Source organism: Streptomyces javensis (genome assembly GCF_039525925.1).
Taxonomy (GTDB): Bacteria; Actinomycetota; Actinomycetes; order Streptomycetales; family Streptomycetaceae; genus Streptomyces; species Streptomyces asiaticus.
The window spans coordinates 101298-120781 of record NZ_BAAAIF010000026.1 but is presented as its reverse complement, the minus strand read 5'-3'; the positions used below and the strand labels follow the sequence as shown (position 1 = coordinate 120781).

The following is a 19484-nucleotide window of genomic DNA, read 5'->3' as shown; positions in this document are numbered from 1 at the left end:
AACACAACCACCACCAACACCGGGGCGTATCGCACTCAGGCCAGCACCATCACCGCAGGCGACAACCCAAACAAACATCCCCCGCCCCTGGCCCTCGAGATAATGAATGCGCCAGCAGCCGACTCCTTCGCGCCGGTCAGGTACGCGTCGGCACGGCCAATGCATGTCGGCGTGCACCAGGGGCCACCGGCCACCGTGCTCCCTCCCTGCCGCTCGGCGCCCGACAATCCGCAGTGTCGCGCCATAATGCTGGCGGCACAGGGGGGCATATGGATCCGTCGTTTTCCAAGCAGTTCGACGTACAGGCAGTCCTGGAGGACGGCAAACGTCCTGTCCAGTTCGGGACAAACGTGCTGGCGGGCCTCATCGAGGGGATTGACGAGTTCCGGCGTGATCTCGAACAGCAGCGGCGGTCGAGAAGTCTGGGGCCTGCGATGCTTGGGGCCTTTTTGTGGGTGGACGATGCCGAGCTGCTGCAGCGCATCGTCGAGTTCCCCGCCGCGTGCGTGGTGGTGAGCAAGCAGCCGCGGGGCAAGTACCACGCAGAGCGGTTGCGGAAGCTCGCCGAGGCGGTGAAAGATGCGGCTGGCCTCCCAGCCTGGGCTTTCTCCGAGCTGGAGGAGCTGCGCTTCCACCGGGACGGCAAGGGACCAGTGCTGGGCCCTGGCTCGCCGCAGGAACGCATTCGGCTCCCGGCACTACGCACCCTGGGCTATCGCAAGGCCGGAAACCAACTCGTTCCGATTCTCCACACCAAGATGATGTTGCTGGGTGAGCTGTGGTGGCATGACGAGGACGCTCTGGGAGGCGTGGCAGATGTCACCGGCTTCACGCCGCACCGGCTGTGGCTGGGCAGCGCCAACGGCACGGGGAGCTCCCGCCGCAGCTTGGAGTTCGGGCTGTGGCTGGATGATCCCGGCCTACTGAAGGCCGCGCGACGGTTCCTGGTCGAGGTGCTGGCCCAGTCCGAGAACCTGGACCCCGACAGCAACGACCTGACACCTGACCTGGTGGTGCCGGACTACGACGATGAAGCCATGTGGGAGGCGATGGCCGCACTCGCCGACCATGACGCCGATGAACACGACAGCGAGGACGACGCGTGAGCAGCGCAGGCGAAGTCGTGGCTGTCGGCTCTCCCCGGTTTACCCTGCACACCTTGGGCTGGCGGGCCTTCCAGGACCTGTGCGCGGCTGTCCTGCGGGAGGTGTGGGGGCAGTCGGTACAGGCATTCGCCGACTCCAACGACGGTGGCCGGGACGGTGCGTTCTACGGCACCTGGCAGCCGCCGACCGACCCCAGTGGCGTTCGAGACGTTCTGCCAGGGCCGTTCGTGCTGCAGTGCAAGCACACCAAGAAGGCCGACACCACGCTCGTCCCGTCGGAGTTGGAAGACGAATTCGATAAGGTCAGCGCCCTGGTGAAGCGCGGGGTGTGCGGAACGTACGTGCTGCTGACAAACGCGCGGGTCACTGGCACCTCCGAGGAGGAGATCCGCCGTCGGTTGCGCGCGTGCGGGGTCGCGCATCCGATAGTCCTGGACGGCCAGTGGCTGAGTGACATGATCGCCACGCACCGCAGGCTGCGGATGTTCGTCCCTCGCGTCTACGGGCTCGGTGATCTCTCGCAGATCCTCGACGAGCGTGCCTACGCCCAGGCCTCGGCACTCATGGCGTCCGCGCCCGAGCAGGTGGCCACGTTCGTCGTCACCGGCGCCTACCGCAAGGCCGCCCGCGCGCTGTGTGACCACGGCTTCGTGCTGCTGCTGGGCGACCCGGCCGTCGGCAAGTCCGTCATCGCGCTGATGCTGGCCATCAGCGCGGCTGATAACTGGGGCTGCATGGCCATCAAGGCCCGGACCTCCGAAGAACTCGTGCAACGCTGGAATCCGCATGAGAAGGATCAGTTCTTCTGGCTCGACGACGCCTTCGGCGCTGTCCGCCACGAGGAACACCTCACCCACGCCTGGGCACGCGACCTGCCACACGTGATGAGCGCGGTCAAGAACGGCGCCCGGGTGGTGCTGACCTCCCGCAGCTACATCTACAACGAAGCCCGCCCGCTGCTGAAGCCGTACTCCTATCCCCGGCTGCACGAACAGCAGGTCACCGTAGACGTCGCCGACCTCACCCGTGAAGAGCGGCAACAGATCCTGTACAACCACCTCTCCGCCGGCGACCAGCCCCAAGACGTACGCGCCCAGATGAAACCGCACCTGGAAGCAGCAGCCGACGCCGCCCCCTTCCGCCCCGAGGCCGCACGTCGTCTGGGGCTGCAGGCGTTCACTTCCAAACTGCCCCAGACACGGCAGGGCATCACGGCGTTCATGGCGCAGTCCCAGCAATTGCTCAGCGATGTCTACGACCAGCTGGACACCCACGCCCACGCGGCGCTCGCGCTCACGTACGCAACGGCCCGAGACGAGACGCTGCCCGGCCTGCCAAACCCGATCGCCCTCGATGCCGGCGACCGCGACATCGTCGAGCGAGCCGGCTCCACGCAGCCCGGCGTCAGCAAAGCCTTGACCGCACTCACCGGTTCCTTCCTCCGCCTCAACACGTCATCCGACGGACAGGAGTACTGGGCCTTCCACCACCCCACTCTTCGAGAAGGCTTCGCCGCCTGGCTAGCCACCCAGCCACACCTGCTGCCGGTCGTTCTAACCGGCATGACCGACCAGGCTCTTCTGTCACGCACCGACTGTCTCGACCGCGACAGCGAGCAGCGCGAAGGCACACTCCTGCGTATTCCGCCCTCGCTCTACAAGCAGGCAGCGCAACGCCTGGCCGCCGTGCGAGCCCGCCCCTACAGCCGCCTCGCATCATGGCAGCACCATCTGCCTCCGGAAGAAGCCATCCTGTCATATGTGGTGTACCGCGGCTCCGACACGTTCCTGCGCGCGTATATGACTGCAGACCCGCAACTGAGCGAAACACTCGTCAAGTTCCACTCCCCCGCCCAGTACGACACCCGGACGACCGTACTCGCACGGCTCCACCAGGCCGGTCTACTGACAGAAGACATTCGGCAACGTGCCATTGAGCGCATGAAGGAGCTGGCCGTCTCCGGCCCGGACGCTTCCTGGATTGAGGCCGAGGACTGGCAGAAGAAGGTTTGGCACCTCCTCCTCACCGACGAGGAGCGTGAGCAGCTGTTCGAGCACGTGCGGCAGGAGCTCGTTCCAACACTTGTCGACGTGGTGGGTGAGTGGCTCGAGGACGCTACCGGAGACGATGACGACCCCATCGAGAGCGCCTTGTTCTGGTACTACCTGGCCTTCGACCAGCGGGGCGACGACGACGCAGCCGCAGAGTTCGACCATGCCCGCGACTTCTACAACGACGAGCGTCGGTCTCGACCGCCCAGCAACGAAGGCTGGGAGCCTGACACGGTGAAAGATGACGGCAGTCAACGGGGCAGACACCAGCCCTCCGGCTCGCATCGCAGCCTCTTCGACGACATCGATCAGTGATCGACCAAGCAAGAGCGCAGCGTCGGCGGTGTAGAGCCGCTACGCCCGCTGGGGCAAGCGCAACAAACGTCCCTTACACTTCCCCACCTATAGATAAAGGGCCTGCGCAGCCACGATGAGCGCCTGGTCGAGCAGCTCGCCTCCCGCGCGCGCACCAGCGGCAAGCGCAAGGTCCACCTCCAGCGCGATGAGGACGGGCGGATCGTCGGGGCCGGCGGCGAGGACCAGGAACTGGACGACACGCAGGCCGCCGCCGAAGCGGCCCTGCTGCACTTCTCCAGCCCGCGCGACGCCGCGACGATCACGGCCTTCCTCCGTACGCGGGTGTACCGGCCCGAGTCCCTGGTCTGGCTTGAGGGCTACCAGGCGCTGCTGCGCTGGCGGAAGGACCACGGCATCACAGGCCTCTACGCCATCCCGTATGACGTCGAGGTCGAAGTCGGGGCGACCAAGGCGTTTCCGCTCGGGCGATGGATCCACCAGCAGCGAAAGGCGCTGCGGGCCGGAGAGCTGGAGGAACGGCGCAAGCTGTTGCTGGACGCGACCGAGGCCGGGATGATCTAAGAGCCGGGCGAGGAAGCGTGGGAGACCAAGCTCGCCGCGCTCCGTTCCTACCGGCGCGCCACCGGGCACCTCGCCCCACGTCAGGACGCCATGTGGGACGACCCGGCCGACGGCGGCCCCATGCCGGTCGGGCAGCACATGGCCAACCTCCGCCGCAAAGGCGGCCTCGGCAAAGACCCGCAGCGGGCTGCGGAGCGCGCGAAGCAGCTGGCCGCGATCGACCCGGACTGGAACTGCCCCTGGCCACTGGACTGGCAACGGCACTACCGCGTCCTCGCCCACCTCGCGCAGGACGAGCCCGGCGGGGTACTGCCCGATATCCGGCCCGGCGTGACGTTCGACGGCGACGACCTCGGACGATGGATCCGGCGGCAGGCCAGTTCCTGGGCGGAGCTGTCGGCCGAACAACAGCAGCGGTTGTCCGAGCTGGGCATGACACCCGTCGAGCGACCCGCCCCAGCCTCCTCGAAGGGCGCCGCGAATCCCGCCGGGAGGCCCTCAGCAGCCTTCCAGCGTGGCGTAGCGGCCCTCGCCCAGTACATCGCCCATGAGGGCCACCACCACGTCCCCAGGGCCCACACAGAAGAGATCGCGGTCGAAGGCCAGGGGCAAGAGCACCGGCTGGGGATCTGGTACAGCAACCTCCGCAGCCGCCGCGACAAACTCACCGAGCCCCAGCGCGCAGCGCTCACCCAGCTGGGCGTGAATTGGGCATGATTTCCTGCGGCGGCTCGCGGTGGCTGTGGTGTTCAGGCCTGGACGAAGAAGGCCGGCTCGTACACCTGGGTCGTGCTGACGTCTTCGTACACGACAGTGGGCCGTAGCCGGTTCCAGCGGTGGCCGAGGAGGAGGGCGAGTCCCATGGGGCAGGCAAGGAAGAGGTGGATCCGGGGGGTGGTACGGGCGGGTCGGCGCAGGGCGTTGCGCATGCCGACGGCCAGCGCGTTGGCGGCGGGGCTGTCGAGGACGGAGCGGTCCTTGGGGCCGGCGGGTGGCCTAAGGATGAGGAGTTTGGACGCGGGGATGTTTTGTTCTTCGACGTATTCGAGGACATCCTCGGTGAAGTCTTGCGCCTTGACCGTGACGTTGATGCCGACGGCGAGGTCCTCGCCCTGGCCGACGTCGTACTCCTTGATCATGGGGGCGTATTCGGCGTCGTAGGCGTCGCGGGTGGACCACAGGTCTCCACGCTGGAGGACGGCGAGGTCGGCTCCGGTGACCATGCGGAAGGCCGTACCGGTCAGAAACGCGGGGGCGAGGCGGAGGCTTCCTGACACGGAGATATTGGTGCGGCCGGGCAGGCGGGCGGGGGCCGCCTCGATGTCGTCCTGGAGCTGTGCCCAGGTGGCGGGGGCGAGCGGGCGGCGTTTGGTGTACTCGGAGGCGGTTTCGAACCGGTCTATCCAGTTGATGGTGTGGTCGGCTTCGGCGGCGAGCGGGTCGGGTTTGAGGGTGGCGATTGACAGGATCGCGTAGGCGGGTCCTGTCTTGAGGTTGAGGCTGTCGACGGCTGCTTTGACCATGTCGAGGGTCAGAGTGCGGTGGCCGTCGCGGACCTGCTGGGCGACCCAGTTGGCGCCTTCGTCGACTGCGTGGCTGTCGTTGCGTAGGCCGCAGACGGCCATCAGGAGCTGAAGCTGCTCGTATACGTGGGCCAGTTCTCGGGACAGGTCGAAGCGCAGACGGGAGAGGAGATCGTGGAGTTCGGTCTCGCTCAGGCCGGCGTTCTGAGCCCAGCGGGTTCGTGCCTGGCCGGTCTTCGAGCGTGCGGTGCCGTCGGCGGCCTTGGGCAGGAGCAACTGGGTGCGGGCGTCCCGTACCGCGATGAGGGGGTCGTGGGGATCCGGGGCTCGGTTGGTGACGATCGCGAGGTCGGCGTCGATGCCGTCGGCGGTGAAGGTGCGCCAGGTTTTGGCAATCTTCTTCAGGATCGACGGGCCGCCCGTGGGGCTGGGTTTGGTGAGGTACTCCTCGTTGACGGGTGTGGCGCTGCTGACGGTGTATTTGACCTGGGTGTAGGTGTGGGGCGGGTTGCGGCGCAGCAGGACGACGTCGTCGAGGTTGCCTGCGTCGTCGGCTTCGACGCCGACGGAGATGGCGGGGTTGGCGGTGTGGATGGCGTTCTCGCGTAGGAGGGTGAGGCAGCCGGTCCAGGCGATGAGCCACTGGTAGTGGTCGCCGGTGATCCTGACGCTGGTGGGGCTTGGTGCGGGCAGAGGTTCCATGGGCGCTCTCCGGGGTGAGGGGCGTGTGGCGCTGCTGTGTGTGAATCGCGCCGGCATCCGGTCGTTACCGGTGCTGCGGCGGGCCGTGTACGGCGACCTGGGCGATCGTGTTGTTGTGGCAGGTCCAGGCGGTCATGTCCCAGTGCGGTGCTCGCGGGCCGAGGATGACGGCGATGAAGCTGTGGAAGGCGAGTTCGGGGTCGTTGAGGAGTTGGCGGTAGGTGGTTGCGTCGCGTGTGCTGGGGATGGGTCGGCTGGTGGGGTGGGTGTGCCATTCGCCGATCCAGACGCTGTGGTCCTGGGCGTAGGCCTGGGCGGCCAGGGTCTGGGCGTGGGCCAGGTCGCGGAGAAAGTAGGTGGGGGTTTGAACCGCGTCGGGTCCGGGAGTTCCGGCGTGCCGGACGATCATCGCGTCGTGAACGTGGTGTCCCAGCAGGATGCCTCCGGTCTCTCTGCTGTTGTCGGCGGTCCGGAGCTCGTCGGTGATGACACGTGCGGCCTCTTCGGTGAGGTGTACAGCGGTGACGGGGCGCGGGGTCATGGGGGTTCGCAGGTGGGGCATCCGGGGCGCGGTGGTGTGGCGGGGAGCCATCGGGTCTCGCCGGTTCGGCTCAGGTCGAAGGGCGGTGCGCAGTCGGGCTGTCGGCGCAGGCTGATCAGGCCGTGTTCGCCGGGTAGGCGCTGGTCGGGGTGGCCGTGGCGCTCGAGGAGAGTGGCGACGGCGGTCTTGGCTGCGAGATGGGCGATGAGGTGGAGGTCGGGGCCGACCGCGGTCATCGGCCGGTGTCGGGTGCCGGTGCCGTATCCGGCATCGAGTGCGGGTTCGGGATCGATGCTGCCGCGCTCGGCGAGCGTTTGGCGCCGGCAGGTGAGGCATCCGTGCTGGGGCCAGGGCCTCAGCCGCAGGATCTCGCCCAGGGCGCCGTCCTGCAGGACGCAGGCCATGACGGTGGGGATGCTGGCACGGCGGGCGAGGTGCCCGGTGACACGGCGGGCGGCGACACCGTCGGCAGTGCAAACGACAAGGTTGCTTTCCTGGAGCAGCGGTCTGATCCGGTCGGCGTCGTCGATGACGTCGAGGACCAGAGGGACGACTGTGGTGTCGGGGCGCAGGAAGGTGAGTTCTTCGGCAAGGGCGGTGGCTTTGGGGCGGCCGACGTGACGGCGGCCGGTGGTGTGGCGTACGAGGTTGTGCCAGGAAAGCCGGTCAGGGTCGACCAGGGTGAGGTGTCCGATGCCGTAGCCGGCAAGAGCGTGCGCGGCGGCGGATCCGATGCTGCCGGTGCCGATGAGCATGACGCGTGCTGTTTGAAGGTCCCTGACGGGCCAGTGGTCCTGGATCTGGCCGATGCCGGTGGTCGACGGCTCGACGAGGGAGCCGAGGGGGTACGCGCCGTCGCGTCCGATGCGCCAGGCGACGATGTCGGACACGTCGTGCTCGGGAAAGGATTCCTTCGCATCCGGTGCGTAGGTCAGGGCGATGTACGGATTGAGGCCAGGGTTCTTGTATCCGCTGGTGAGGTGGTCTTGGAACACGGACAGGGGTATGCCTGTGCCGAGTCTGCCGCTCAGTTGGCGCCAGTAGAGATGGAGCATGGGGGCTGCGCGGTACCAGCAGCCGGACAGGCTGATGTCGCCGCTGGCCGCAAGCAGGTTCTGGCCCGGTGAGGCGTCGACGGGGAGGATCACGCCGTCGCGGGTGGAGATCCCTCGGATGACGGCCAAGTCCTCGTGGTTACCGCGCAGGGTCATCAGGCCCCAGGGGCCGGCTTGGCGGATGGTGGCTGCGGCGTGATGGGGAACGAGGATCAGCACGAACGTCCGCTCCCGGCGTCTTGCTGATCTCGTGCTGTGTCGGGCGGAGTCGTCAGACTGCTGCGGGTGGGCTCCTTGGCGGGCGGGCGGGCGGGTGAGGAAGTGGTCGAAACGGTCGTCCTCGACGATGCCGCGGTCGGACATCTGCGTGATGGCCTCGTGCTTCATCAGCGCGTACTCCACTTTCCATGCCGCGGCTTTCAGGAGCAGGTCGACCACGGACTCCCGGCCGGTCCACAGCGAGTCGGCACGCAGGAGACACAGGGTGCGGTCGCCGTTGACATGCCAGCGCGACTGCGTCCACGCGGCCGGCTCGGGAACCGGGTCGAGAGGGAAGATGTGGGGCGGCGCCATGGGATAGGCCTGCCGGTAGACCATGAGGACGTGGAGCCCCGTGGTTCCTGTCCAGTCAGTGAGATGTGCGGGTTGTGGCCGTTCGAATGGCCACAGCGGCAGGATGCCGTTCCAGCTCCCGGCGCCTTCGGCGTCGTAGACGAGGTCGGGGAAGGCGGCGGTGATCTCGCGCTGGTCCCGTTCGAAGCGGCGTGGCTCGGCGGCCGACCACGTGAGGGGGGCCGGCTGCGCGGGCTTGTGAGGACCGGTGGTGGCCGTCATCCCTGAGGCGCATCCTTGATCGGCCGAGGGGTGATGAGGGCGGGTGCACCGGTGATCAGGGTCGGGGCTCCGGTGACGGGGCTTGCGGGCTTGGGTGGGGCGGGGAAGGAGTCGCCCAGGATTTCCTGCCACAGTCGCAGGGCCTGGTCGGTGTGACCGGCCGCGGCCGCGGCGCAGGCCCGGTCGGCGAGCTCGGCGGCTTCGGCAAGCGCGGTCTGCAGACCATCGTAGTCAAGGTCAGGCTGGATCTCACCGCACAGGCCGGCCGGGTCCCTCACGCCCTCGTTGACTCGTGCTGCCGCGGCGGTGAAAAAGGTGCACAGTCCGCTGGGGCGGTTACCGGATGTGGGCATGCAGTCGAGAGCGAGGACCTCGATGACAAGTGACTTGATCCGTCCTGTTACCACAACGTCGTGACGCCACTGCTTCAGGACGCGGGCCAATGGGCGGAAGTGCTCCCAGTCTCGCTGGCGGTCGGCCACGAGGTTGATCAGGTGCTCGGGGTCGGCGGACACCCAGGTCTGGGCGAGCTTCTCCGGTATGAGGAGGGTGTCGTCGGCCTGCCGAAGGGCCGGCATCACGTCGACGGTGAACGCGTTCTCGTCGTCGGGGTCGTCGAGGAAGCACTTGACCGCGTGGTTCCTTGGCAGTGCCAGCCGGACTTCGTTGCCGTGGCTACCGTTGGTCTTGCCCAGCAGCCGGTTGACCTGGCTGCGGGTGTGGTCCAGAGCGTGTTCGGCGCTGAGGCCGGGACTGCCCCAGTCGGGGTGCTGGGAAGCGTCGTAGACGGCGATGATGTCGACGTCGTTGATGGGCTTGAGCTGGGTGCTGCGGCGGAGTGAGCCCGAGCCGAACGCCTCGGTGACATCGGGCTCGCTGATGAGCGCCCTTTTGAACAGATCACGCCGGTCCCGTGCGAGTCGGGTCTGGCCCACGTCCTCGTTGACGCTTCTCTGGAAGTCATCGAACGCCTCGTCGATCCGCATCGTGCCTCCTCGATCTTGCGTGTCCAACCCTGGTTCCACACCGAGTTCGGCCGCCTGGTGGGGCAGGCTTCGTCCGTGTTCGGGAGGCATCGGGCAACTGTCAGCCAGGGTAGACGTCGCCACTGACAACGCCGCCGAGAAGGGATAACCCGACCCCGCTTCAACAAGCAGCGAGGAACGGCAGGCGAGCAGGGGCGGCACCGAGCGCTACGACCGAGCATCCCCTGCGAAAGTGCCCGCCTGGAGCGGCAAACACGGCACTGTGGTGGAGTGCTCCCTCATCCCGGCTTCGTGCGTACCGCTCCCCTGCAGGGAGAAACGACCTCGTCACTGATCTGCCGCATCGCGAGCCGCTACGGGCTGGAAGCGAAGGCCCTGCGGTCGTACTGGCATTGGCGCAACCACCAGCCCAAACACGAAAGCGGCGCCACTCGGGCCGACGCCGAAGTGCTGCTGAACGCAGCCGGGCGGCAGATCCTGGCAGGCCTGTGCGGTATCGAGGAAGACGTGCTGGCCCGGGCGTTGCCGTCCTGGGCGCGGGAGGAGGCCACACTGCCGGCCGAGGGGGACGGAGTGCCGACGGCGGTGTGGCGGGTCGGCGGCGTGGTCGCCGGTCCGGTGGCATTCGGCTGCCGGCTGTGCGCGGCCCAGCGTACGGGAACCGCCGTGCAGGTCGTTCGGTATGCGCCGCGGTGGGGCCGGGTGTGTGCGCGGCACGGGCAGTGGCTGCTGGACGCGGACGCCGACCAGCCCCACGAACACCTGGACGTGCGGCACCTGCCAGAGGTGATCGCGGCACAGTGGCGGTGGACGGGGGTGGTGCGGCGGGCGGTGCGGGCCGGGGCTGAGCCGGAGCGTGTGTTCGCTCTGGCACATGCGATCGTGGCGCGGTGGTGGGATCAGGCCTTTGACTGGGAGCGGAGACGATCTGGCCGCGGCGCCTGCACCAGGTCGCGGGCGGTGACTCCGGCGGTGATCTGGAGGGGTGGCGGATCGTGGGGCGGGACGCGGTCATCTTCCCCGAGGTAGTAGCGGTCGCCGACGCGCTGCTGGACCCGGCCATGGCGGAGCTGGTGTGGGTGGACAGTGGTGCGGGGCGGCCGCGGGCACTGCCCGCCGACGGGATGTTCTGCCGTCGGCTCGGGGAGCGCGTCGGGCGCGCGTGGCTGGGGCCGCTGACGGCGGCGGATCACGGCGGTCCGCTGATCGCCTGGATGGGCGCCGTCATCCGCCAGCGCCGTGGAGCCGGGGGTCCGGCCGGTTGCGCGAACGATCCGTGGTGGGTGCGGCGGGAGCATCAGCCGGTGACGATGGCCGGACAGTTACGGGTGCTCGGCAAGGAGAAGCGGGCGCCGGGCTCGGGGACGATGTGGCGGGCCGTGGTACCGCCCGAGCAGCGCGCGCTGATCACCCGAACGATCAAGAGCGCCGAGGGACAGCTGCTCCAGCTGCGCGGGGTGCAGAGCGGGCCGACCGCCGACGTCGCCCGGCAGCTGCTGCGCAACCTCCGCCACAGCGCCGTTCTGATCGAAAATGCCTGGAAGCGGACCGCCCTGTCGGCCGCAAACGCCGGGGTGCCCCTGGAAGAGGTGGCCCAGTGGGCGGGGATGTCCGTCGACGTCTTGAGGAACGTTCTGACGGCCGAGGCAGACCCCGGCTGAAACCGCCGGGCGCCCCCGCCGGAAGGCGTCAAGCGTTAGCGCATGCCTTACCCCTTCGGGGTCCAAATCCCCAAAACCACTGTAGCTGCCAGCGGATACGGCTTGGCTGAAGCAGATGATCAACACGGGTGCAGCCGGGCCCGGGAGCCGGGCGAAGAAGGCGAAGGCCGATCACAGCGCACGGTTCGAGGCGGTCTTCCTCGATCCCGTCGGACAGACGGTGCAGCAGCGCTGGGAGGACGCGGCCCTGGCGGTGGCCTTCGAGGACCTGCCGCCCGTGTCCGCGTTCCCGGCGGTGCCGGGGCGGCGGTGGGGGCCGGGCCTGTGGTGGTCAGCTACAACCGGACGGCATGTGGCCGCCGGATCGAACGCGATGCGCATCCAGCTGATGATGCTGGACCGTGACCCGGCCGTGACCGCCCTGGCGGGACGGCCGGTGCGTCTGCTGTGGCGCAATCCCCGCGGGCAGGTGCGTTCCTGGGTACCGCAGCTCTTCGCCCGCCATGCCGACGGCACCGCCCTGCTCGCCGACTGCCCCAGCCACCCCGACGCCGGCGGCGAACGCTCGATGAAGGCCGCCGATGCGGTGGTGCAGGCATGCGCGGACATCGGCTGGACCTACCGCCGCCTCCCACCGCTCGACGACGTCCTGGCCGCCAACCTGAAATGGCTGGCCGGCTACCGCCACCCTCGCAACGCCGGCCGTTCCGGCCTGATGCCCGCAGTGCTCGAGGCGTTCGCGCGGCCGCGGCCTCTGCTGGAAGGCGCCCAAGCAACGGGCGACCCGATCGAGGTCCTCCCCGCCGTCTTCCACGCCCTGTGGCACGGACAGTTGACAGCCAACCTGGATACGCCTCTGCACGAACGCGCCATGGTCGGTCTCGGCTCCCTCCGCAATGCCGGTGCAGGCGTGCCGGCCAGCCGCCTTCAGGAGGACGTCGGCGAGGGTGAGGACGGCTATGACGAGGAGACCCGGGACATCAGCGAAACCGCGGAGGACGCGGAGACGGATGCAGGCGGCGATGAGGCTGGTGCCCGGCGTGGGGAGGCGGGGTGAGTAGCGGGCGGCCGGTGGTGGCGGTCGGGGCGCATGTCCGCTTCCGCGGATTGCGGTGGCAGGTCGTCGCCCTGGCCGGACAGCGTGTGCATCTGGTCGGCGAGGACGGCGGCGATGAGACGGTGTTGGCGGGGCATCTCTTCGCCGATAAGAGCTTCGCCGTGCTGGGAGCGCAGGCGGAAGTGGAGCAGCCTCAGGCAGTACCACGGTGGGGGCTGTTCGAGACTGCCCCGGCTGCGGCGCGGGAGAAGGCACTGGCCTGGCAGCGGCACGTATGGGAAGTCGAGTGCGGTCTGCCCGGCGGGCCGGGCAGCGGCGGGGCGGTACGGCCGCAGTACGACCCCGAACGGCACACGCTGGCCGAGCGGGAGCGGGCCAAGGCCGAGGAGCTGACCGCGCTCGGCTTCGCCCGGGTGTCGCGTACGACGGTGCAGCGCATGCGCCTGGCCTACCGCAAACAAGGGCTGTGGGGGCTCGTCGACCACCGCACCACCCGCGGCCCCAGCCCCACCGGACGAGCCGACGAGCGGGTCGTCGCCGCGGTCAAAGACGTGCTGCGCAAGCAGCGGGGTCGCTCCAAGGGCACCGTCAGTGCGCTGATGCCGAGGGTCGCGCAGGTCCTTCATGACCGGTCACGGTGGCAGCGTGCCCATGCCGGCGCAGGCCACCTTCTACCGGCTCGTCCGCCAGCTCGCCGGCCCCGCCGACCATCCCGCACGCCCCAGCCGTACCCCACCCATCACTGAGGACGGTCGCGGCCACACCCCCACCGTTGCTCTGCGCCCCGGGGAGCAGGTGCAGATCGACACCACCCGCCTGGACGTCCTGGCCCTGTTCGACGACGGGAGCCTGGGTCGGCCCGAGATGACTATCGCGGTAGATGTCGCGACGCGCGCGATCCTGGCCGCTGTGCTGTGTCCGGGCGGCACGCAGGCCGTGGACGCGGCCCTGCTCCTGGCCGAGATGGCCGTGCCTCACCCGGCCCGCCCCACCTGGCCCGGAGCCCTGCGCTTCACCCACACCCAACTGCTCGCCCACAAGCGGCTGCTGACCCTGGACGAACGTCTCGAGCAAGCGGCCGCCCGCCCCGTCGTGATCCCTGAGACGATCATCGTCGACCGGGGCAGAGTCTTCCTGTCCAGGACGTTCACCGCCGCCTGTGAGAGCCTCGGCATCAGCGTGCAGCCCGCCCCGCCCTACTCCCCCACCGCCAAAGGCATCATCGAGCGCACCTTCGGCTCGATCAATTCGCTGTTCTGCCAGCACCTGCCCGGCTACACCGGCTCCGACCTCACCCGCCGGGGCCGTGACGCCGAACGCGAAGCGTGCTTCACCGTCGCGCAACTGCAGGACCTGCTCGACGAATGGCTCGTCCACTGGCACCACCGCCCTCACGAAGGGCTGCGCCATCCCGTCCTGCCCAGGGCCGCGCTGACACCGAACCAGATGTGGGCCGCACTCATCTCGGTCGCCGGCTACGTACCCGTGCCTCTGACCAGGGACGACTACCTCGAATTGCTGCCGGTGCGCTGGCAGGCCATCACCGAACGCGGCATCCGTCTGAACCACCGCACCTACGACTGCGACCTCCTCGGCCCCTACCGGGGGCAACCGTCCCCCGTCACCGCGCGCGGCGGGAAGTGGGAGTCCACACCAACCCCCACGACGCCCGCCAGATCTGGCTGCGCCTGCCCGACGGACAACTGGCCGAGATCCCATGGATCCACCGCGCCCACGTGCACCGACCATTCAACGAACAGACCTGGCAGCACATCCGCACCACCATCACCGGCCACACCGACCCCGACAGCCTTGAGGCCGACGTCGCCGACGCCCTCGACCAGCTCATGCGCCGCGCCCGCACCGGCCATGCCACCAAGGCCGAACACCGCCTGATCACCCGCACCACACCTGCCCGAACACCCCTGCCGCCACCGCGCACAGAACACGACCCGCAAGAACAACCACCGCCAACTCCCACCGTGCCCGCAGCGGACACCGACAGCCTCGATCATCTCGACGACACGCCCGACAAGCCCCAAGATCCCGACCAAGACGCCGAGGAAACCGACGCCGGCATGCCGGTCGTCCCCTACACCGGACTCGGGCTCTACGACGCTCAGGCAGAGGCACTGAAGTGGTGAACATCCAAGGCGCCACCGGAGCGAGCAGCCATGACCGCTCACACACTGCCACCCTGGCAGACACGACGATGCCGTCCTGGCCGGTGACCACCTGGCAGGGCTGGCAGCACTTCGCCACCACCCCACCACCAGCCCCGCCCCAGCCCGGCCAAGCGCCCCGCAGCCGTGAGGAACGCCTCGCCTACCACTCCGCGTTCGTCACCGTCCGCACCCCCGCCATCGACGCCCTCGCCCGCCACGTGCGCACCCTGATGATCCTCGGCCGCCACCAGACCACCACCGCCAGACCCTCTCTGATCGTCACCGGCCCCGCGGCTGCGGGGAAAACGACCGCGCTCCTGCACGTCGGACGCACCTGCCACCTCGCCCACACCCACCGCAACCCCGCCCCGCCCGGCCGACGACAGGCGCAGGTCCCGGTCGCCTACGTCCTCGTCCCGCCCGGCGCCACCGCCAAGACCCTCACCACCGAGTTCGCCCGCTACCTCGGCATTCCCGTGACCACCCGCATGACCCAGGCCCAGATCACCGACGCCGTCTGCCACACCTACAACACCGCCGGCGTCCAACTCGTCCTCATCGACGAGATCCACCGCCTCAACCCCCGCACCACCACCGGCGCCGAAGCAGCCGACCTTTTGAAAGACCTCACCGAACGCATCAACGCCACCTTCGTCTACGCCGGCATCGACGTCACCACCACACCCCTGTTCAGCGGGGTGCGCGGCGCCCAGCTCGCCGGACGCGCCACCCTCATCACCTGCAGCCCCCTCCCCGCACGCCACGGCCAGACCCACCCCTTCACCGACGTCATCACCGACCTCGAAAACGCCCTCGACCTCCAGCACCACCGCCCCGGCACCCTCCCCCGCCACCACGCCTACCTCCACCAGCGCACCGCTGGCCGTATCGGGTCCCTCACCAGGCTCATGCGCCAAGCAGCCATCACCGCCATCACCGACGGCACCGAAAGAATCACCAAAACCGCCCTCGACGCGGTACAACTCGACCACCTCGCCGAACAACAAACCCGCCCCACACGAAGGCGCTGACAGGCCCGAGCACGAGATGCCCGGGCCGTGATGAGGCTTCGCGAAAATCCCCACAGCCGATCTTCGCCTCAGTTCGTCCGCTAGTAAATCGAGTGGGGAGGGTGGGGAGCGAAGAGCGCGTCCTGCCGGTGCTGGTGCGGAAAAGCGGTGCCCTGGGACCCGTTGGGGCTGATAGACAGGGGTATGGATGACAAGGTGATGCCCCCGGTCGAGCGGATGCTCGCGGAACGCGCCTGCGAGCGCGTCATTGTGGACTTCATCCACCGCCTTGACCTCGGCGAGCCAAGTTCGGTGGCCGAGCTGTTCACGCCCGATGGTGTCTGGGACTGGCCTTTCGGGGACCGGCGCATCGAGGGACGCGAGGCCCTGCGCGCCTACTTCGCCTCTCGCCCGGCGGACAGGCTGTCACGCCGTCTGATGACGAACATCCTGGTCACGGTGGAGTCCGAGGCGACAGCACGGGCGGTCTCGTATCTGACGACATACCGGGTCGATGGCTACTCAGGTGGAATGATCGAGCCCAGGCTCCCGGCGAACGTCGGCCACTACGAGGACATCTTCCGGAAGATTGACGGCGTCTGGCTGCTCGCCAGCCGCACGGTCTTCCTTCCCTTCGGCGGCGGAACGGAACGGCTCCCTGCCGCGGGTGCATCACCCGCCTGACGACACCGCTTTGCGGTCCGGCGACCGTCAGGTCGCCGGACCGCGGTGATGGGTGAGGGTCAGCCGAAGCAGGCGCGAAGGACGTGGTCGATCTCGGGGACCAGGTCGCTGATGGTGATGTTGTCGATCCAGCGATGCGGGATGTCGCTGGCTCAGCAGACGTTGTCGGGCTGGTCCACGATGGTTGAGAAGACGAAGGTGCGGGTGCCGTCGCTGTGGCTGGTGGTGACCAACTCGTCGGCGTGCGCGAGCGTGAAGGGGCCGGTCATGGGGTCCGCCGCAGCGGGACGATGTCGGTGCGGTGGTGCGGCATCGTCGGACGGGCTGCCTCGGGGGTGGCCAGCAGGGCGACGATGGTGACGGGCTGCTGGCAATGAGGGCAGTTCCGGGTCGCGGTCGGCTCCAGCGGGTCACGGACTGCCGCGGGCTGCCGGGAGGCGGTGCGAGCCGGTGGCGGCGGAGGGAGCTCGATCCGGGCCGGGAGCGCGGGTGGTGCCTGGCCGAGGCGGCGGGCCCGTTCCTCGTCCAGGGCCCGGTCGCGGCGGTGCTCGGCTTCGCGGCGGCAGACGGCCGAGCAGTAGCGGGTACGGACCGTCGTCCTGGCCTGGAAGGGGTTCTCGCAGACCGGGCAGGTTCGGGTCTCCGTCTGGGCCTCGCGGGCGGCAGTGCGGCATTCGGGCGAGCAGAACATGCGTTTCGGGCTGAGGGTGGTGGTGAACTCCCGCTCGCACTGGGGGCAGGTCCGCTGCGTGGGCAGGTGCGAGCGGGCCTTCTCCCGGCAGGTCGGCGAGCAGTACTTGCGCCGGCTGGTCACGGAATCGACCCTGAACCCGGTCTGGCACTCGGGGCAGCTGCGATCCAACTCGCCCCCAGCGGTGTCGAGTTCATGAGACACGGGCGTTCACTCCCTGGCGAAGGCTGTCGGCGTGGTTCTGGTGGTGGCGGAGCCGGTAGGAAGGGCCGTCGATGCCGACCACTGCGGCCCGGTGCAAGAGCCGGTCCAGCATCGCCGCGGCGACGGTGGCGTCCCCGAACGCCGAGGCCCAGTCCGCGATGCCGACGTTGGTGCTCAGGATCGTGCTCGACTTTAGATACCTCTGATTGATCACCTGGAACAGCGCCGACGCGCCATCCTCAGGCAGCGGGAGGTAGCCAAGTTCATCAATGATCAAAAGCCGGGGACCTGCGAAGAAGCGCATGCAGGTCTTCCAGCGGCCCTCGAGGGCGGCCTTGTGGCATTTGGCCGCCAGCTCGGCCGCGGTGGTGAAATAGACCCGGTGGCCGGCGTCGACCGCGGCCCGGCCGAGCGCGACGGACAGCATGGTCTTGCCCACCCCAGGCGGCCCGACGAACAACACGTTCGACGCGTCGTCCAGGAACCGCAAGGTGGCCAGGTCCCGGATCAGCTTCTCGTCGACCCCGGGCTGGGCCGAGAAGTCGAAGTCCGACAAGGTCCAGGGCTCGGGCAGGCAGGCGAACCGCTCCCGGGCCGCCAGGCGCCGGGACTCGGTGGCCTCGACCTCGATCTCCAGCAGCCGCTCCAGCGCGGCGGTCAGCGACAGGTTCTCGCCCCGGGCCTGGTCCAGCACCCGCGGAAGGGCCTCAAAGGCGTCGTTCAGCTTCAGGTAGGACAGGTGGGCCCGCAGCTGCGAATAGCGACGTGCCTCACTCATGTGGGCCGGTGATGTGCTCACTCGCCGGGTTCCTCCTTGGGTGTTGTCGGAGCGGTCCGCAGCCGGTCGGCCACGGCGGCATAGGTGTCGAGGTTGATCACGACCCGCTCGGCCGAGCCGGCTCTGGGGGCCTGTCCCCGCAGCCGCTCGGCCTCCGCGAGGGCCGCGGGCGAGAGCGGCCGGCGGGTCTTGGTCTTGCATGGGGCCCGGTCGCTGACCTGCGCGAGGACCGCCCGCTCCAGCGCGATCACATGCCCGCTGTCGCGGACCTTCCGCCCGGCCCCGCGCGGGGCGAGCTCGTGGCGGGCGACGACCGCCCGGCCTGCGGTGACGATGTGCAGGTAGTCCTCGCCGAGCCGGTGCCGGACGGTCACCTGGGCTCCCGGCATCCCGGGCGGGACCGAGTAGAGGTTGCCCTCGAAGGAGACCAGGGCCTGCGGACTGACCCTGCGGACGACCTCCAACTCGGCCGGGAACGGCAGCGCGGGCAGGACGAGCATCGGCTCGGCATCGGCGAGCTCGGCGACGGTCACCTTGACGCCGTCGACGCTGCGGCGGCGCTCATCCATCCGGACGGCGAGCTTGTCGACGCCGGACTGGGCCTGCTCGACCGTCAGCGCGTCTGGGACCGTGCGCCACCACCGCTGTGCCGCCGAGTGGTTGGCCTTCTCCACGACCCCCTTGCGGTTGCCCCGCCGCGGCGGGCAGATCGCCGCCTGGACGCCGTAGAACTTCGCGACCCCGGCGAACGCCGGGTGACCTGGCCGCTGGAGGGGTAGCAGACGGTCGCCATCCGGTCGAACCGCCACTTTCTCGCGGTACCGCCGAGCTTGCGCAGCACGGCGTCGAGGGCCTGCACCAGGTGCGGGAAGTCCTCCGACTCCGCCAGGACCGCCCGCCAGCGGCCCGAATGCGCGAGTGCCCCGACCAGCAGGTGCGCGTTCGCCCCGACGCCCCAGGCAGCGGGTGGGTCAGGAAGCTCGATCCAGTCGAACTGGATCTCCTCGCCCGGTGGGTGCTCGATCACCGCCCGGTCCCGGCCCTGCGAGGCGTGGCATGGCTCGCAGTGGGGCCGGACCTCGTAGCGGCGAAGCGCTCGGGTGAAGGTCGAGTAGGCGCCTGCGTAGCCGAGCTGGACGACCTCGTCGAACAGGGTCGAGGCCCACAAGTGCGGGTCGTCGGCGAGGCGTTGACGGCAGTAGTCCAGGAACGGCACGAACGCGTCCGGGGCCTGCCGCCGCTGCTGGGGGACGCGCTCGCCGTTCAGGTAGGCGCGGATCGTCTTGCGGTCACGGCCCAGATGCCGGGCGATCGCTGAGATTGTCCAACCCTGGCGACGCAGCGCGTGCGCATCCACGTCTTCCTCCCACGTGAGCACTCAGCCCTCCGAAGAGGCCGCTCGTTGCCCACGCAGGCTTGCCATCGCTCCACCCGGCCATCCCGACACGCCGACCAAGATCACACGAAGGGTGGGGAGATCAACCGAGCAGGTTTGCCCTACCGCTGAGCACGGTGTGGGGATTTTCAAATATCGCCATCAGCCCCCCCCGTTATGTT

The 19484-nt window shown here is 69.0% G+C and carries 15 protein-coding genes and 2 pseudogenes; 9 read left to right on the top strand and 8 right to left on the bottom strand.

What is annotated here, in order from left to right:
- Nucleotides 1-269 precede the first annotated feature (269 nt).
- From ABD329_RS23570 to ABD329_RS23560, 3 genes and pseudogenes are all read left to right on the top strand, one after another.
- Entirely contained in the window at nucleotides 270-1106 is an 837-nt protein-coding gene (locus ABD329_RS23570) for a hypothetical protein (protein ID WP_198278118.1), read from the top strand.
- Nucleotides 1103-3472, top strand: a complete 2370-nt coding sequence (locus ABD329_RS23565; protein WP_198278119.1) for an nSTAND3 domain-containing NTPase — start codon at nucleotides 1103-1105, stop codon at nucleotides 3470-3472. Before ABD329_RS23570 ends, ABD329_RS23565 begins: the two co-directional genes overlap by 4 nt.
- Nucleotides 3473-3565: 93 nt before the next feature.
- A pseudogene (locus ABD329_RS23560) lies at nucleotides 3566-4753 on the top strand (helicase associated domain-containing protein); the annotation flags it as partial.
- A 32-nt stretch (nucleotides 4754-4785) separates the two neighbouring features.
- Here ABD329_RS23560 and ABD329_RS23555 read toward each other — a convergent pair.
- The 4 genes from ABD329_RS23555 to ABD329_RS23540 all read right to left on the bottom strand — a co-directional run bounded on the left by ABD329_RS23555 (nucleotide 4786) and on the right by ABD329_RS23540 (nucleotide 9677).
- Nucleotides 4786-6261 carry an SAVED domain-containing protein gene (locus ABD329_RS23555; protein ID WP_344316848.1) on the bottom strand — a complete coding sequence of 492 codons (1476 nt, stop codon included), beginning with the start codon at nucleotides 6259-6261 and terminating at the stop codon, nucleotides 4786-4788.
- 64 nt (nucleotides 6262-6325) lie between these two features.
- Complete coding sequence (locus ABD329_RS23550; protein ID WP_223864690.1) at nucleotides 6326-6823, bottom strand: Mov34/MPN/PAD-1 family protein; 498 nt, start codon at nucleotides 6821-6823, stop codon at nucleotides 6326-6328.
- Nucleotides 6799-8691, bottom strand: a complete 1893-nt coding sequence (locus ABD329_RS23545) for a ThiF family adenylyltransferase (protein WP_344316847.1) — start codon at nucleotides 8689-8691, stop codon at nucleotides 6799-6801. Before ABD329_RS23545 ends, ABD329_RS23550 begins: the two co-directional genes overlap by 25 nt.
- Nucleotides 8688-9677, bottom strand: a complete 990-nt coding sequence (locus ABD329_RS23540) for a hypothetical protein (RefSeq protein ID WP_191067783.1) — start codon at nucleotides 9675-9677, stop codon at nucleotides 8688-8690. Before ABD329_RS23540 ends, ABD329_RS23545 begins: the two co-directional genes overlap by 4 nt.
- Before the next feature lie 291 nt (nucleotides 9678-9968).
- Here ABD329_RS23540 and ABD329_RS23535 point away from each other — a divergent pair, with 291 nt between their 5' ends.
- From ABD329_RS23535 to ABD329_RS23510, 6 genes and pseudogenes are all read left to right on the top strand, one after another.
- Nucleotides 9969-10706, top strand: a complete 738-nt coding sequence (locus ABD329_RS23535) for a hypothetical protein (protein WP_344316846.1) — start codon at nucleotides 9969-9971, stop codon at nucleotides 10704-10706.
- Nucleotides 10673-11338 (top strand): hypothetical protein, encoded by a 666-nt coding sequence (locus tag ABD329_RS23530; RefSeq protein ID WP_246619189.1) that lies wholly within the window; start codon nucleotides 10673-10675, stop codon nucleotides 11336-11338. Before ABD329_RS23535 ends, ABD329_RS23530 begins: the two co-directional genes overlap by 34 nt.
- Before the next feature lie 115 nt (nucleotides 11339-11453).
- Nucleotides 11454-12395, top strand: a complete 942-nt coding sequence (locus tag ABD329_RS23525) for a TnsA-like heteromeric transposase endonuclease subunit (protein ID WP_198282104.1) — start codon at nucleotides 11454-11456, stop codon at nucleotides 12393-12395.
- Nucleotides 12392-14539: pseudogene (locus tag ABD329_RS23520) on the top strand (transposase). The gene ABD329_RS23525 and the pseudogene ABD329_RS23520 overlap by 4 nt, the downstream one beginning before the upstream one ends.
- A 68-nt stretch (nucleotides 14540-14607) precedes the next feature.
- Nucleotides 14608-15591 (top strand): TniB family NTP-binding protein, encoded by a 984-nt coding sequence (locus tag ABD329_RS23515; protein WP_344316845.1) that lies wholly within the window; start codon nucleotides 14608-14610, stop codon nucleotides 15589-15591.
- 183 nt (nucleotides 15592-15774) lie between these two features.
- The gene (locus ABD329_RS23510) at nucleotides 15775-16254 is read left to right on the top strand and encodes a nuclear transport factor 2 family protein (RefSeq protein ID WP_198277445.1); all 480 of its coding nucleotides are present in this window, start codon (nucleotides 15775-15777) and stop codon (nucleotides 16252-16254) included.
- Between the two features lie 265 nt (nucleotides 16255-16519).
- On the opposite strand, the gene ABD329_RS23505 is transcribed toward ABD329_RS23510, so the two are convergent.
- The 4 genes from ABD329_RS23505 to ABD329_RS23490 all read right to left on the bottom strand — a co-directional run bounded on the left by ABD329_RS23505 (nucleotide 16520) and on the right by ABD329_RS23490 (nucleotide 19284).
- Nucleotides 16520-17068, bottom strand: coding sequence for a hypothetical protein (locus ABD329_RS23505; protein WP_198277443.1), 549 nt, complete (start codon nucleotides 17066-17068; stop codon nucleotides 16520-16522).
- 70 nt (nucleotides 17069-17138) lie between these two features.
- The gene (istB, locus tag ABD329_RS23500) at nucleotides 17139-17927 is read right to left on the bottom strand and encodes an IS21-like element helper ATPase IstB (RefSeq protein ID WP_198277442.1); all 789 of its coding nucleotides are present in this window, start codon (nucleotides 17925-17927) and stop codon (nucleotides 17139-17141) included.
- A gap of 17 nt (nucleotides 17928-17944) precedes the next feature.
- Entirely contained in the window at nucleotides 17945-18601 is a 657-nt protein-coding gene (locus ABD329_RS23495) for a Mu transposase domain-containing protein (RefSeq protein WP_246618491.1), read from the bottom strand.
- Entirely contained in the window at nucleotides 18541-19284 is a 744-nt protein-coding gene (locus ABD329_RS23490) for a terminase gpP N-terminus-related DNA-binding protein (RefSeq protein ID WP_246618490.1), read from the bottom strand. Before ABD329_RS23490 ends, ABD329_RS23495 begins: the two co-directional genes overlap by 61 nt.
- Nucleotides 19285-19484 lie beyond the last annotated feature (200 nt).

Bases quoted from the DNA above. Each gene is read 5' to 3' on its own strand.
- ABD329_RS23570 (WP_198278118.1), top strand. From the start codon at position 270: ATGGATCCGTCGTTTTCCAAGCAGTTCGACGTACAGGCAGTCCTGGAG.
- ABD329_RS23555 (WP_344316848.1), bottom strand. From the start codon at position 6,261: ATGGAACCTCTGCCCGCACCAAGCCCCACCAGCGTCAGGATCACCGGC.
- ABD329_RS23550 (WP_223864690.1), bottom strand. From the start codon at position 6,823: ATGCCCCACCTGCGAACCCCCATGACCCCGCGCCCCGTCACCGCTGTA.
- ABD329_RS23545 (WP_344316847.1), bottom strand. From the start codon at position 8,691: ATGACGGCCACCACCGGTCCTCACAAGCCCGCGCAGCCGGCCCCCCTC.
- ABD329_RS23540 (WP_191067783.1), bottom strand. From the start codon at position 9,677: ATGCGGATCGACGAGGCGTTCGATGACTTCCAGAGAAGCGTCAACGAG.
- ABD329_RS23525 (WP_198282104.1), top strand. From the start codon at position 11,454: ATGATCAACACGGGTGCAGCCGGGCCCGGGAGCCGGGCGAAGAAGGCG.
- ABD329_RS23515 (WP_344316845.1), top strand. From the start codon at position 14,608: ATGCCGTCCTGGCCGGTGACCACCTGGCAGGGCTGGCAGCACTTCGCC.
- ABD329_RS23510 (WP_198277445.1), top strand. From the start codon at position 15,775: ATGGATGACAAGGTGATGCCCCCGGTCGAGCGGATGCTCGCGGAACGC.
- istB (WP_198277442.1), bottom strand. From the start codon at position 17,927: ATGAGTGAGGCACGTCGCTATTCGCAGCTGCGGGCCCACCTGTCCTAC.